Source organism: Corynebacterium sp. HMSC078A10, assembly GCF_001811565.1.
GTDB lineage: Bacteria > Actinomycetota > Actinomycetes > Mycobacteriales > Mycobacteriaceae > Corynebacterium > Corynebacterium hesseae.
This window is the reverse complement of the sequence record NZ_KV805197.1, coordinates 61,215-75,148: the sequence shown is the minus strand read 5'-3', so window position 1 is coordinate 75,148 and position 13,934 is coordinate 61,215. Positions and strand designations below refer to the sequence as shown.

15 protein-coding genes are annotated in these 13,934 nt (G+C 61.2%); 8 read left to right on the top strand and 7 right to left on the bottom strand.

Going from position 1 to position 13,934, the window contains the following annotated elements:
• Nucleotides 1-79 precede the first annotated feature (79 nt).
• Nucleotides 80-1,711 (bottom strand): chromosomal replication initiator protein DnaA, encoded by a 1,632-nt coding sequence (gene dnaA / locus HMPREF2808_RS05320; RefSeq protein WP_070521942.1) that lies wholly within the window; start codon nt 1,709-1,711, stop codon nt 80-82.
• A gap of 799 nt (nt 1,712-2,510) precedes the next feature.
• On the opposite strand from dnaA, the gene rpmH reads away from it, so the two are divergent.
• From rpmH to HMPREF2808_RS05280, 8 genes are read left to right on the top strand one after another with little or no spacing between them, the layout of a single operon-like run.
• A complete protein-coding gene (rpmH, locus tag HMPREF2808_RS05315) occupies nt 2,511-2,654 on the top strand; it encodes a 50S ribosomal protein L34 (protein ID WP_003847033.1) in 144 nt (47 codons plus the stop codon).
• Nucleotides 2,655-2,657: 3 nt separating this feature from the next.
• On the top strand, nt 2,658-3,026 hold the full coding sequence (gene rnpA / locus HMPREF2808_RS05310; RefSeq protein WP_070521939.1) for a ribonuclease P protein component: 369 nt from the start codon (nt 2,658-2,660) through the stop codon (nt 3,024-3,026).
• Entirely contained in the window at nt 3,014-3,292 is a 279-nt protein-coding gene (gene yidD / locus HMPREF2808_RS05305; protein WP_070444526.1) for a membrane protein insertion efficiency factor YidD, read from the top strand. The genes rnpA and yidD overlap by 13 nt, the downstream gene beginning before the upstream one ends.
• Before the next feature lie 9 nt (nt 3,293-3,301).
• A complete protein-coding gene (yidC, locus tag HMPREF2808_RS05300) occupies nt 3,302-4,288 on the top strand; it encodes a membrane protein insertase YidC (protein ID WP_070563695.1) in 987 nt (328 codons plus the stop codon).
• Nucleotides 4,289-4,311: 23 nt separating this feature from the next.
• Complete coding sequence (rsmG, locus tag HMPREF2808_RS05295) at nt 4,312-4,941, top strand: 16S rRNA (guanine(527)-N(7))-methyltransferase RsmG (protein ID WP_070521930.1); 630 nt, start codon at nt 4,312-4,314, stop codon at nt 4,939-4,941.
• A 10-nt stretch (nt 4,942-4,951) separates the two neighbouring features.
• Nucleotides 4,952-5,800, top strand: coding sequence for a ParA family protein (locus HMPREF2808_RS05290; RefSeq protein WP_070624104.1), 849 nt, complete (start codon nt 4,952-4,954; stop codon nt 5,798-5,800).
• 6 nt (nt 5,801-5,806) lie between these two features.
• Nucleotides 5,807-6,862 carry a ParB/RepB/Spo0J family partition protein gene (locus HMPREF2808_RS05285; RefSeq protein WP_070521924.1) on the top strand — a complete coding sequence of 352 codons (1,056 nt, stop codon included), beginning with the start codon at nt 5,807-5,809 and terminating at the stop codon, nt 6,860-6,862.
• A 6-nt stretch (nt 6,863-6,868) separates the two neighbouring features.
• Nucleotides 6,869-7,444 (top strand): hypothetical protein, encoded by a 576-nt coding sequence (locus HMPREF2808_RS05280; RefSeq protein WP_070521920.1) that lies wholly within the window; start codon nt 6,869-6,871, stop codon nt 7,442-7,444.
• A gap of 5 nt (nt 7,445-7,449) precedes the next feature.
• On the opposite strand, the gene HMPREF2808_RS05275 is transcribed toward HMPREF2808_RS05280, so the two are convergent.
• The 6 genes from HMPREF2808_RS05275 to HMPREF2808_RS05250 all read right to left on the bottom strand — a co-directional run bounded on the left by HMPREF2808_RS05275 (nt 7,450) and on the right by HMPREF2808_RS05250 (nt 13,910).
• Nucleotides 7,450-8,634 carry an N-acetylmuramoyl-L-alanine amidase gene (locus HMPREF2808_RS05275; protein ID WP_070521917.1) on the bottom strand — a complete coding sequence of 395 codons (1,185 nt, stop codon included), beginning with the start codon at nt 8,632-8,634 and terminating at the stop codon, nt 7,450-7,452.
• Nucleotides 8,635-8,699: 65 nt separating this feature from the next.
• The gene (gene trxA / locus HMPREF2808_RS05270; protein WP_070521914.1) at nt 8,700-9,023 is read right to left on the bottom strand and encodes a thioredoxin; all 324 of its coding nucleotides are present in this window, start codon (nt 9,021-9,023) and stop codon (nt 8,700-8,702) included.
• A 7-nt stretch (nt 9,024-9,030) separates the two neighbouring features.
• On the bottom strand, nt 9,031-9,957 hold the full coding sequence (trxB, locus tag HMPREF2808_RS05265) for a thioredoxin-disulfide reductase (RefSeq protein WP_070521911.1): 927 nt from the start codon (nt 9,955-9,957) through the stop codon (nt 9,031-9,033).
• A gap of 53 nt (nt 9,958-10,010) precedes the next feature.
• The gene (locus tag HMPREF2808_RS05260; RefSeq protein ID WP_070521975.1) at nt 10,011-10,553 is read right to left on the bottom strand and encodes an RNA polymerase sigma factor; all 543 of its coding nucleotides are present in this window, start codon (nt 10,551-10,553) and stop codon (nt 10,011-10,013) included.
• A gap of 138 nt (nt 10,554-10,691) precedes the next feature.
• Nucleotides 10,692-13,202: an aminopeptidase N gene (gene pepN, locus HMPREF2808_RS05255; protein WP_070521908.1), complete on the bottom strand. Its 2,511-nt coding sequence runs from the start codon at nt 13,200-13,202 to the stop codon at nt 10,692-10,694.
• 174 nt (nt 13,203-13,376) lie between these two features.
• Nucleotides 13,377-13,910, bottom strand: coding sequence for a YceI family protein (locus tag HMPREF2808_RS05250; protein WP_070521904.1), 534 nt, complete (start codon nt 13,908-13,910; stop codon nt 13,377-13,379).
• Between the last annotated feature and the right edge of the window lie 24 nt (nt 13,911-13,934).

Sequence of the window (13,934 nt, the reverse complement as noted above, 5' to 3'; positions counted from 1 at the left end):
AGCAAAGACGCCCCTACCCACGCCCGCGGGGAGGAAATTGCGGGAGGTGGGCAGGGGCGTCGCCAAGCGCTGCGTGGTGCTAGCGCTGGTTGTGGTTCTTCACGCGTTGGGTTAGGGCCTGGATCTCGTCGTACGTGTTGCGGTTCTCAGTCATCTCCTTACGGATCTTGCGGTCCGCATAGATGACGGTGGTGTGGTCCTTGCCGCCGAATTGATCACCAATCTTCGGCAGGGAAAGCTCTGTGAGCTCGCGGCACAGATACATGGCCAGCTGGCGGGCGTGGGCGACGGCGCGCTTCTTACCAGAACCGCGCAGGGTATCCACGTCGATGTCGAAGTAATCCGCTGTGACCTCGATGATGGCCGCCGCGGTGATCTGGCGATCCGCAGAGTCCGGGGCTAGATCATGCAGGGCAATCTCCGCCATCTCCAAACTGATCGGTTCATTGACCAGGGAAGAATACGCAGAAACACGGATGAGCGCGCCCTCCAGCTCGCGGATCGAGGATTCGAAGCGAGAGGCGATGAGCTCGAGGACCGAGCGATCGACGTCGGTGCCGTCCGCGGAGGCCTTCTTCATGAGGATGGCGATGCGCGTTTCCAGGTCTGGCGGCTGAATATCCGTAATCAGTCCTCCCTCGAAGCGTGTGCGCAGGCGATCCTCCAGCGTGGTCAGCTGTTTCGGAGGGCGATCGGAGGACAAAATGATCTGTTTATTGGCCTGGTGCAGCGCATTGAAGGTGTGGAAGAACTCCTCCTGCGTGGACTCCTTGCCCTCTAGAAACTGGATGTCATCGACCATGAGGATGTCCAGGTTGCGGTAGCGGCGCTTGAAGGATTCCTGGCGGTCATCACGCAGGGAATTGATGTAGTCGTTGGTAAATTCCTCCGAGGAGACGTACTTCACGCGCAGGCCCGGATGCAGGACCTGGGCGTAATTACCGGCCGCGTGCAGCAGGTGGGTTTTGCCCAAGCCGGAGCCGCCCCAAATGAAGAGAGGGTTATAGGCGCGGGCGGGGTTTTCGGCCACGGCCACGGCGGCGCCGTTGGCAAAACGGTTGGAGGACCCGATGACGAAGTTTTCAAAAGTGTGCTTCGGGTTGAGGGACTTTTCGCGGTTCGGGTTGTGCGCCGGTTCCTCGCGCGGGATGCGCGGCCCGGTTGCCTCGGGGTAGCCGTTCGGAACGCCGCTCTGCTGATCGCTGTAGTGCTGTGCCAACTCATCCAAGCTAGCCGGAGAATGCGCGGTGTCCCAGGAGCGCGGTTGATGGTGGCTTGGCGTCTCTGGCTGGGCAGATGGAGTGGGCGGCATGGGCTGCTGGAAACCCTGTGCCTGGTGCCCCATGCCGTGCTCGGGCGCCTCGGTTTGGATGGGGCGCTGGGGTGCGGGCGCTTCTGGCGCTTCTTCGTGAGCCGGCTGCGGCGGCGCCGCAATGGTCACGGCCAAAGAACAAGGGCGCCCCATATGCTGCGACAAGGTGCGGGTGATGTACTCCCCCAGCTCGGCCTCGATGACATTCTTGGCGTTCTCGTGCGGGGCGGCGATCAGCGCGTAGCCATCACCGATCATGATGGGTTCTACAAGTTGAAGATTGAGGCGCTGGCTATGGGAGAAATTGGGTACGTCCGAACTTGGTTGTTCGGACTGAGCCAGTAAATCACTGACCACAGCTTTCCAGCTGGCCCGGAGGGCTGCTTGCGGATCAGACAAAACGCCTACCTTCTGTGTAGTCACAGTTCACGCGGTGTCATCGGCCGGGGCCGGCCACACCTACTCGGTTCCCTGAAGAAGAGGCTTTGGGAGCTGAGTATTTACTGCGTGACTGTGGGTTGGGGATCGGGGATGGACGGATGGATGAGGAGAGATACAGGATGAGAAATCACATGAAGTTGTAATTTCCACCGAAGATTCCACACGATGTTTTGGTGTGTAACCTCGGAATCCACAAAGTTATCCACAAGTGTGGATAGGTGGTTTATCCACAGCCTATCTCATAGCTGTGGATAACTGTACATCGGCTCCTCAATGCAGTTAACCTGCATAAACAGCAAAAGTCTCAAGTCTTCATTGAGAGTTATCCACACCCTGTGGGTGACTGTGGAATTCGATTCCTCAGTTGTACCGCGTTATGGGGGCGCTGTCTAACGCACTTTTATGCGCGCTCGGCACGGTGGCGCCAAGCGCGGCGCAAGAACGGCGAGAGGGGGCACTTGTCGCGCAGCATGTGGGCAAAAAGTGGCGTTCTAGCTGCGGATAAAAACATCTTTGTAATTTCGGGGACACCCAGTGTGTCGATTTGTTTCGCGCACTATCTGTCACGTAACCTGTGATGGTCTATCGCAACAGTGCATGGTGCACATGTTGCATGTGGGAATGCCTCGCCACGCCTCACGGCGCTTCACGTGCGAAGCCACATCCCCACGTACACCATTCATCAGTGGATGTTTATGCCCACCGCCCTCACCGGCGTGTGGCTGTGCCATCCACCAACAACTTCAAGGAGTTAATCGTGGCAAAGGGTAAGCGTACCTTCCAGCCGAACAACCGTCGTCGCGCTCGTAAGCACGGCTTCCGTACCCGCATGAGCACCCGCGCCGGCCGCGCCATCGTCGCCGCTCGTCGCAAGAAGGGTCGCGCTAAGCTCACCGCTTAATTCATGCTTCCAGCCCAGCACAAGCTCACGTCCCCGAGGCAATTTCGGAGGACCATCAAGGGCGGGCGCCGGGCGGGCACGCGCACTGTCGTCGTGCATTTGCGCTTTAACGACGGTGAAGACGACATCGCGGCCACTGGGCCGCGGTTCGGCCTCATCGTGTCGAAGGCCGTCGGGAATGCCGTGGTTCGCCACCGCACCTCCCGGCGGCTTCGTCATGTGTGCATGTCCCTCATGCGCGATGGCGTCAACGGGACAGTATTGCCCGCCAATGTTGACATTGTTATCCGCGCCTTGCCCGCTAGCGGTAGTGCCACCAGTGAGCGCCTTGAGCGTGATATCCGCAAAGCACTAAGCACATGGGATATCTGAACTCTCAAGGAGAGGAGATTCCTGAAGCCCGCGGGTTCGGGAGAGTCCTAGTTCACGGGGTGCGCTTCTACCAAAAGCACTTGTCAGGCCTTAAGATGGTCTCCACCTGTCGTTTTGAACCGACGTGCAGTGCCTATGCTCTCGAAGCCATCTCCATCCATGGAGCCTTCAAGGGGACGGGCATGGCCCTCGCCAGGTTATGCAAGTGCGGTCCCTGGCACCCGGGCGGGTTTGATCCGGTACCGACCAAACAACAACTGAGGTAAACAACTCTCGTGCTTAATTTCATTTATTGGCCAATTTCAGCCGTCCTGTGGTTCTGGCATTGGCTCTTGAGCTTCGTCCTTGATTCCGCATGGGGCGGAACCTGGATCATCGCCATCGTTCTTCTGACATGGACGCTCAAGGCCATCATGGTCAAGCCGACCATCACGCAGCTGCGCTCTTCACGCAAGATGCAGGAGATCCAGCCGCAAATTCAGGAACTGCGCACCAAGTACGCCAATGACCAGACCAAGGCTGCCCAAGAGATGCAGCGCATCTACAAGGAAGCCGGCGTTCGTCCGGTGGCGGGCTGTCTGCCGATGTTCGCGCAGATCCCCATGTTCATTGGTCTGTTCCACGTGCTGCGTTCCTTCGACCGCACCGTTGCCGTCGCCGGTGGCGTGGGCCACCCGGCGGGTGAAGCAATGTCGGAGGAGATGAACGCCTCCATTGCGAACTACATCTTCGAACCTGAGCTGGTGAAGCAGTTCGTAGACGCCAAGATCTTCGGTGTCCCGCTCGTGGCCAACCTGCGCCTCAACTCCGGTCTGGAGATTGTTAAGGAAGCCACCACCGCACAGGCGGCCTTCATCATCGTGCCGCTCATCGCCATCATTGCGACGCTGACCCACTTCAACGCCCGCATGACGCTGAACCGTCAGGAGGCGCGCCGCGCGGCCGGCAAGACCGCTACCCCGCAGGGTCAGAACGCGGAGATGATGCAGCAGCAGATGGCCATGATGAACAAGATGATGCTGTGGTTTATGCCGGCAATGCTGGTGTTCTCCGGCTTCATCTGGCCCATCGGCCTGCTCTTCTACATGCTGGCCAACACCGTGTGGACCTTCTTCCAAACCCGCATTGTCTACGCCAAGATGGACCGGGAGGAAGAAGAAGAGGCAGCCGCCAAGGCTGAGCTCAAGCGCACTTCTGCCCCGAAGCCGGGCGCACGCAAGAAGGATCACCGCTCTAAGAAACAGCGCCGCAAGAACAACTAGAACGTAACCCAGGAGTTTTCACAGTGACTGAATCTGTGTCCGACACTGTGCCACTGGACCCGTCTGACGTCTTCGGATCGCGTCTGCCGCTCGCGCAGAAATACCACGATTCGCTGGCTACGGACGGGTCCACCCGTGGTTTTATAGGTCCCCGCGAGGTCCCGCGCCTGTGGGAGCGCCACCTCATTAACTGCGCCGTGGTCGCGGAGGTAATGCCGCAGGGCGCCACGCTTATCGACGTCGGCAGTGGCGCCGGCTTGCCCGGCATCCCGCTCGCCATCGCGCGCCCTGACCTGACAATCACCCTCATCGAGCCGCTGCTGAAGCGCTCCACTTACCTCAACGAGGTCGTCGACCTGCTGGGCCTCGATAACGTCACCGTCATCCGCGGCCGCGCCGAGGAAGGCCCGGTGAAGAAGGCCGTTAAGGGTGCCGACATCGTGACCTCCCGCGCGGTGGCCCCGTTGGGCAAGCTGGCCAAGTGGTCCCTGCCGCTGGTTCGCAAGGGCGGAGAGATGATCGCTCTCAAGGGTTCCTCGGTGCACGAGGAGCTGGAGCGCGACGCAGCCGACATCAAGCGCGCCGGTGGCGGAAAAGCCGAGGTCATGACCATCCACGGCACCACCATTATCCGTGTCCCGCGCGTGAACTAAAGTAGACGGCATGACTCATCCTCGTCTTATCACCATCGCGAACCAGAAGGGTGGCGTGGGTAAAACCACCTCCGCCGTCAACCTTGCCGCCGCGCTCGCTGAGGCCGGCAAGAAGGTCCTGGTGATCGACTTGGACCCGCAGGGCAATGCCTCCACCGCGGTGGGCGCGGAGCACACCTCCGGCACCAAATCCAGCTATGAGGTTTTGTTGGGTGACTGCAGCGCGGAGGATGCGATGCAGCACTCCCCCGACGATGAAAACCTCTACTGCATCCCCACCACCATCGACCTCGCCGGCGCGGAGATTGAAATGGTCTCCCTGGTTCGCCGCGAGTTTCGCCTGTATGACGCCCTGCACAACGGCTTCCTCGAAGAGCATGGCTTTGAGTACGTTTTTATTGACTGCCCACCATCTCTAGGCTTGCTCACCATCAATGCGATGACGTGCGCAGAAGAGGTCATTATTCCCATCCAGTGTGAGTACTACGCCCTGGAGGGCGTGGGCCAGCTGCTGGGAAATATCTCCATGATCCGTGAGCACCTCAACGAGGATCTGCACATCTCCGGCGTGCTGCTCACCATGTTCGACGCCCGCACCAAGCTGGCAGAGCAGGTGGCCAATGAAGTGCGCGAGCAGTTCGGCGCCGTCGTCTTAGGCAACGTCATCCCGCGCTCCGTTCGCGTTTCGGAGGCGCCGGGTTATGGTAAGACGGTTATCGCTTATGACCCGTCGTCGACAGGCGCCCGCGCCTACGCCGCCGCCGCACGCGAGTTGGATAAGCGCGGGGACTACACGCCGCACCCCACCACGGGTGCCATTGGCGTGAGCCCAGAGATTTTCGCGGAATTGGAAGGATAGGACACCGTGGCAGATAAGAAGGCAGACCACAAGCCGGAGCAGCGCCAGGGCGGTTTGGGCAAGGGCTTGGCCGCGCTCATCCCGTCCGGCCCGGGTGCGCCCTCCCGCAAGCCACGCTTGGGAGATTCCGCCGCAGATATCATTCTCGGTGCGTCCACCGGCGCTCCTAAGGATGCCGGCACGAAAAGGGTGCAGGGTGCGCCCACTATCCAGCAATCCTCGGGTTCGAAGAAGCGTCAGGCCAAGCCTTCGGTGATTGGTGCGACTTACCGCGAGATTTCCGTCGGTGACATCATGCCCAACCCGAAGCAGCCGCGTACTGTCTTCGACGAGGATGACCTGGCCGAGCTGGTCCACTCCATCAAGGAATTCGGTCTGTTGCAGCCGGTCGTGGTCCGGCCTTCCGAGGAGGGCGGCTTCGAGCTCATCATGGGTGAGCGCCGCTGGCGCGCCTCTTCCAAGGCGGGCCTGGCCACCATCCCGGCTATCGTCCGCGATACCAAGGATGATGACCTCCTGCGGGACGCTCTGCTGGAGAATATCCACCGCGTGCAGCTCAACCCGTTGGAAGAAGCACACGCCTATCAGCAGCTTCTTGAAGAATTTGGGGTTACCCAAAATGAGTTGGCTGACCGCATTGGTCGCTCGCGCCCGCAGGTGACCAACATGATCCGCCTGCTCAAGCTGCCGGTGGACGTGCAGAAGCGCGTTGCCGCGGGTACGTTATCGGGCGGTCACGCCCGCGCGTTGCTGGGTTTGCCGGATGCAGAGGCCATGGAGCTCATTGCCAATCGCGTCGTGGCCGAGGGCCTTTCTGTGCGAGCCACCGAGGAAGCCGTCACCCTGTACAAGCGCGATGGCAAGCCAGCCGAGCCAACCAAGAAGCCCGCTGCCCCGCAGCCGCAGTTCTTTACGGACTCCGCCGAGCGCTTGGCTGATCGCTTCGACACCAAGGTCACCGTCACCATGGGCAAGCGCAAGGGCAAGATGGTCGTCGAATTCGGTGACCAGGAGGATTTCGAGCGCATCCTAGCGCTCATTGAGGGCAAAGAAGGCAGCTAGCTCGCCATGCTCGTTCAGGCCGTCAAGGAAGGTGTTGCTATCAACCCCTTGGCGGCCCGATCTATTTTTTGGGAGCTGAAAACCACGGTCGCTGACCCTGCATTTGAAAAGGAGGCATGGATCAGCGCCACCCTGCTGCGCTGCGGCGAGTGCGGTTTTACCGTGGGCGATGAGGCCACGCTCCTCTTCTGTCCGCCTGAGCTTGCCCCCGGTGTGGCCAAGCTGCCCACTTCCCCCGTCTCGGAGGATGCGGTCCTGGTGACTTCGCTATTTGTAAAGCCGCACCGCGCGGCGAAGGGCTTGGAAGCAGTGCTTCTCGACGCCACCATCATGCACCTCACCTCACGCGAGGCTAGCGCCGTTGAGGCCTTTGGCTTTCGTGATGCCCGCCAGGCCGAAGAGCTCCTCCGCGAGAAACCCGCTCGCATAGGCCTATTACCTGTGGAGACGCTGGAGTCCGCCGGTTTCATGGTGGTGCGCGATCACCCTATTACCCCGCGCCTGCGCCTCGAGCTTCCACCGGCTTTCGACCTGCTGACCGCAGCCGCGGTGGAGGACCTCCTCGCCCGCGCTTTGGCCTAAGCCCTTTAGGAAGAGCGCTCGGCGCGCAGCAGCTCGTCGAAGCGGTAGGTGCCGGTCACGGCGGTATCCTCGTCCAAGAGGTAGAGGCGCTTGACGGAGACGACGATGGCCTCGGCGATGTCATCGCGGCGGTCCGGGTTGGTAAGGATAGCCACGTCCTTGGGGCTGGTCAGGTAACCCAGCACGACCTGCACCACCGGCATCTGCGTCAGGCGCAACAACGCCCACGTGCGGCCGTGGTTGCGGCAGTTACCCAGCTCGGTACGGGCAACGATCTCACGCTGGATGAAGCCGGAGAGCGTCTCACCGATGAGGGAAGAGTTGCCGGATTCCGACCCAAAGTAGAAGGTGGCTACGCCGTTGGCCTTCTCCGTGGGGTATTCATCGCAGGCCAGTGAAATAACCAGGTTGGCGTCGAATGCATTGGCCATGTCTGCGCGGTCACGGATCGATGGGTCATCGTTGCGCGGGCGGGAGATGATGGTCTCCATGCCGGCGGCGATCATGCGCCCGGCAACACGCTCGGCCAAGTCCCAGAGGATCTCCTCTTCCGTGATGTTGCCGAAGCGTCCCCTGACCGTGCGGCCCTTGTTGAGGCCACCCAGGCTGGGGTCGATCACAACGCGCTTGCCGGCCAGCTTTGGCCCGGCATTGCGCACGCGCTCGCGTTCCTGGATATTGTGCGCCGAGCCGCCAGTGATACGCCGACCCAGCAGGTTGAGGGCGTTAATGGTGGCAGGGCCACAGATCCCGTCACTGCGCAGGCCAGAGTTGAGTTGGTATTCCGCCAGCGCCGCGTAGGTGCGGGCACCGAAATGGCCATCGATGCGTTCTTGGTAGAAGCCAAGCTCCTGCAGTTGTTCTTGGAGCTGTGCTACGTCATCGCCCACCTGCACGTTGCCCGGTTCATAGGCCAGAACGCGGGCGCCCAGCGTGTAGGAAGCCTGGCGCAGCTCGCGCAGAGTGAGGTCATCAATATCGCCGCTAGGCACGATGCCGCGGGATTGCTGGAAGGCCTTGAGGACCTCGGCCAAATTGTTATCAAAGTGCTTATCGGCTTCGGAGTACTTTTGCTTCTTCCAGTCGGACAAAGTCCCCTGGTAGTCAGTCATCAGGCCGAGGCGGGCAAGGGTTGCGCGTGCTTCGGCGACCCGAACGCTCTGGTCACCTACACGTAAAACGCGATTCACACCTACCCCTTTCGTGATCAAGGAGGCGCACCGCAGTGCGCCATCAACGAGTTAAAGAATACCAGTTAGAGCTGTTTCTTTATCTGCGCCACGATGTCGGCCTTGGAACGCAGGCCGACGAACTCGTCGACCTTCTCACCATTCTTGAAAATCAGCACGGATGGGATCGACATGATCTGGAACATGGCACCCAGGGTGCGCTCCTCGTCCACGTTGACCTTGACCACGGAGACGTCATCATCGAGTTCTTCGGCGACCTCTTCGAGAATCGGGGACAACTTCTTGCACGGCCCACACCATTCAGCCCAGAAGTCCACGACGACGGGCTTGCCTGCCTCCACGACGTCCGCGCGGAAGGAATCAGTAGTGACGTTCTTAATGTTGCTCATGTGACTATTAACGGTTATCGGCGAGGAAATGTTCCGCATCAATGGCCGCGCGGCAGCCGGAGCCAGCCGCGGTGATGGCCTGCTGGTAGTGGTCATCCACCAAGTCGCCGCAGGCGAAGACACCGGGCAGCGAGGTCTTAGTCGAAGGCTGCTCCACGACAACGTAGCCAGCCTCATTGGTGGCCACCTGGCCCTCGAGGAAGCCGGAGCGCGGGTCATGGCCAATCGCCACAAACATGGCGGTGACATCGAGTTCGCTGGTTTCGCCGGTTAGGGCGTTCTTGACCTCCAGGCCGCCAACCTTGCCGTCCTTATCCAGGACGCGCTCAACGGTGGTATTGGTCAGCCACTTGATCTGTGGGTTCTCCTTGGCGCGCTCCAGCATGATCTTGGAGGCGCGGAAGTTCTCGGAGCGGTGGATGATCGTTACGGTTTCGGCGAACTTGGTGAGGAAGGTGGCCTCCTCCATGGCGGAATCGCCGCCGCCGACGACGGCAATGTTGTGGCCCTTGAAGAAGAAGCCATCGCAGGTGGCGCAGGCGGACACGCCGCGCCCAGCGAGCTCGGATTCACCCGGAATGCCCAGGTAGCGCGGCGCTGCACCGGTGGCGAGGATGACGGTGCGGGCCTCAAAGACCTCGTCACCGACGTGCAGCTTCTTCACCTCGCCCTCGAGCTCGACGGAATCGACAACCTCCATGCGCAGGTCCGCACCGAAGCGGATGGCCTGGGCGCGCATTTCTTCCATGAGCTCGGGGCCCATGATGCCCTTCTGGAAGCCCGGGTAGTTCTCCACCTCGGTGGTGTTCATGAGTTCGCCGCCGTATTCAAAGCCCTCGAAGACGATGGGATTGAGCTCGGCACGTGCTGCGTAGAGTGCTGCGGTGTAGCCGGCGGGGCCGGAGCCGACGATGGCGACATCGTGGATGGTCACAAAAAACTCCCTTGAGACGACAATTCCGATCAAGAATCAGATTCTACTCGGCCTCAGTCTATCGCCGCACGCAGCACTTGCCGAGCCCGGGCTCGCCGCGATTTCACCGTGCCTGGCGCAACGCCCTGCACTTTGGCCACCGCATCGATGGGATAGCCTGCTACGTCGGTCAGGTACAGCGCTTCTCGCTGGTCCTGGCGCAACGTCTCCATCGCTTGGGCCACCGTGATGCGTTCCGCCAAGTTCTCACTGGGATTGTGCGCGAGTGCGTAGTTGCGGTCATCCTCAATGATCTCTGCATCCAGGGAGGCGTTCTCCCGGTTGGAGCGATGGTTGAGGAAGTCATAGCCGGAGTTCATCACCAGCCTGTGCAGCCATGTGCTCAGCGTGGCATCGTGCCGGTAGGAGGCCATGTTGCAGCTGGCCTTGAGCAGTGCCTCCTGCACGATGTCCTGCGCATCATCATCGTTGCGCGTATAGCGCCGCGCCATGGCCGTCAGGCGCGCACGGTGCTTCTCGACGATTGCCGAAAAGGCCTTAGTATCTCCGCCAATGAAGGCGTCGACGAGTTCACGATCGGTCGGCTGAGCTGACAAGAAGAATCCCCCCGGAAACTTGAGCAATGACACATGGGTCAACACAGTCCCTTGGCCGAAGCCGATGGTGTGTGATTGTCCCCCGTTAATGTGCTTGTGAGTTTACGGGAAGATTCTGCAGTCCGCTACGCGCCGCGTCTACTGCGCCGCACGCACGCGTTGCGCGCGACGCAGCGCATCCTGGCATTCCAGCAGCACGCGGCGCAGCGCCCGAGGGCGTTCGCTGCTCAGGAACTCGCTGGTGGCGGCGTCGGCCATCGCGAGATCCGGGTAAAGCCCGCGCACGAGGCGGTTAGCAATCTCGATGGGGTGCTCCTCCCAGAGCTTCGCCAGAGAGTCGAAATACTCCTGGGCAAAGGCCTCGGTGAGGTGGGCCGAGCACGGGGCGTTAAACGCCGCGAGCAGGGAATCCACCTCCGCGTTGGAGTACTTACCCGGCGTGCGTACGAGATCGAAGACTTCGCGCTTGAGCTCGGCAGATGGGAAAGCGTGGGAGGCGCCCAGGTAGGCGGCGGCACCGGTGAGCGTGTTATCGCGCTCCTTCTCCGCCTCCAGCTCATCGGAGTTCACGGCATCGCGGGCGGCCAAGGCGCGGAGGATGGCCCAGCGGATGTCCGGGTCGAGGGCGAGGCCGTCGAGGGAGCCGTCGTAAAGCGCGCGCAGACGTGGCGTGCCGGATTCTGCTGGGTTGGCCGCGAAGGCCTGGATGGCGGCGCGGGCGACGGTGAGCTGCGCATCGGAGCCTGCCGGCGCCTGCTGCAGAACCTCCCAGAGGCGCTCGGCATAATCGGCGCGAATCTCTTCGCGGTCATCCTCGCTCACGAAGTGGTCGATGGCATAGCGGGCATTGGCAAAGGCTGTGGTCAGAAGCGTCGGGTTGGACTCCGCCGGGGCGTGGTTGAGCACCGTGTCCAGGTAGGAACGCACTGGCCACTCGCCATCGCGGGTGAGATTCCACAGGGAAGTCCAGATGACCGCGCGGGAAAGCTCATCCGGAACTTCAGACAGGCGCGTGCGAATGGTCTCCAAGGAGGTCTCGTCGAAGCGGACCTTGGCGTAGGTGTGGTCGCCGTCGTTAAGCAGCAGCAACGCCGGCGCCTGCAGCCCCGATGCCTCATCGAGGATGGTGCGCTCGCCCTCCAGATCGACGTCGAGGGTGGCGTACTTGTTCAGGGAGTCATCGAAGAGTGCCACGTTGAGGCGGTGCGGGCGCGTGGTGTCCTCGGCTTCCACCGCGATGGCGAGCTCGTGGATCTTATCGCCGTCCGTGTGCAGCTCCGGGGTGAGCGTGTCCGGGCCCCACGTGCGCAGCCAGGCTGTGGACCAGGCGTCCAGGTCGCGGTCGGTGTGCTTCTTCAGCGCCGTGAGCAGGTCCTCGAAGGTGGCGGCAGCAAAGGCGTGCTCCTGGAAGTAGTCGCGCGCGCCGGCGTAGAAGTTCTCCCGGCCCACGTAGTGCACCAGCTGCTTGAGCACCGCTGCACCCTTGGCATAAGTAATGCCGTCGAAGTTCTGGCGCGCGGCATCGACGTCCGGGATCTCGGCCTTGATCGGGTGCGTGGTGGGCAGCTGATCCTGCAGGTACGCCCAGTTCTTTCGTTGCCCGGCGAAGTTCACCCACGCCTCGGTGTATTCGGTGGCGTGGACCGAGGAATCCGCGCCCATGAACTCCGCGAAGGACTCCTTGAGCCACAGGTCATCCCACCACTGCGGGGTGACCAGATCACCGAACCACATGTGCGACATCTCGTGCAGGATGGTGTTCGTGCGCCCGGCATGCTGCGCGCGGGTGGCGGCAGAACGGAAGAGGTAATGCTCCGTAAAGGTCACGAGGCCGGGGTTCTCCATGGCGCCCAGGTTGTATTCCGGAACGAAGATGGAATCATACTTGCCCCACGGGTACGGGTAGCCAAAACTGCTGTGGAAGAAGTCCATGCCTTGTGCTGTGACCTGCAGGATTTCATCATCCAGGTATTCGGCCATGGAGGCGCGGGCAAAGGCGCGCAGCTCCACTTCCAAGGAGCCATCGGGGGCGGTCCAGGTGCTGTGCTTCTCGACGTACGGCCCCGCCGCAAACGCCGTCAAATACGTCGACAGCAGAGGGGTCGGCGCGAAGTGTGCCACTTCCCCGCTATCCGTCTTCTCGCGGCTGATCTCCGGTTGATTGCTGAGCAGCTGCCAGCCTTCCGGGCCGGTGAGGTGCACCTCGTAGCTGGCCTTGAGATCCGGCTGGTCAAAGCAGGGGAAGATGCGGCGGGCATCGGATGGCTCGAGGTGCGAGTAGAGGTAGGTGGTGTCATCGGCCTGGTCGTGCATGCGGTGCAGGCCCTGGCCGGTGCGGGAGTAATAGGAGGAGCCGGTGATCTCCACGGTGAGTTCCTCCCCCACTGGAAGGTTGCTCAGGTAGACCCGTCCACCGTCGAAGGTGTTCTCCACCTCCTTGTCGTTGACGCGCACTGCGTGCACGGCCTTGCCCAAGTAATCCACGAAGGTCTCGGGCTTAGTGGTGGTGAACGTAATACGTGAGGTGACCTCGTAGGAGTCGGCGTCGGTTGGCGCGCTCGTGACGTCGAGGTGCAGATCGTAGGTGCTCAAACGCAGCGCGGTGCTGCGGGCGGTGGCTTCTGCATGGGTGAGGTTTGCGGTAGTCATGCGCTACATCTTAAACGTCGCTGCGGTGCGTATCACAGGTAAGCTGCCCGGAGTTGTTTATTACTCGGTTGTGGCGCCTTAGTCGTCAAAAAGTTGTTGCCCGTAGTGCCGAAATGGGCACTACGGGCAACAACTAAAAACTACTTCTCAAGGCGAGGTATCACGCCTGACGGCCTACTGCTTGATGGCAGAAACCTCGAGCTCGATCTTGATCTCCTCGGAGACGAGCACGCCGCCGGTCTTCAGCGGAGCGTTGAAGTCGATGCCGAAGTCGGTGCGGTTAATGGAGGTCTTAGCCTCGAAGCCAAGGCGGGTGTTGCCGAAGGGATCCTCGGCCACGCCGGTCTCTTCTACCTTGAAATCAACGGACTTGGTGGTGCCCTTGATGGTGAGGTCACCGGTGACGGTGCCCTCACCCTCGTCGTTAACGTCGAACTTGGTCGCGGTGAAGGTCATCTCCGGGAACTTCTCTACGTCGAAGAAGTCCTCATTCTTTACGTGTGCATCGCGATCAGCGTTCTTGGTATCGATGGACGCCGTCTTCACCGTGGCGGTGGCGGCGGAGTCAGTAATGTTCTCCCCTACGGTCAGGGTGCCTTCGAACTCGTTGAAGTTGCCGCGCACCTTGGTGATCATGGCGTGGCGGGCAACAAAGCCGATAGTGGTGTGTGCCGGGTCCAGTGCGTACGTTCCTGCGGTGATAGTCATGGGTTCCTCGTTTCTTCTAGGTTT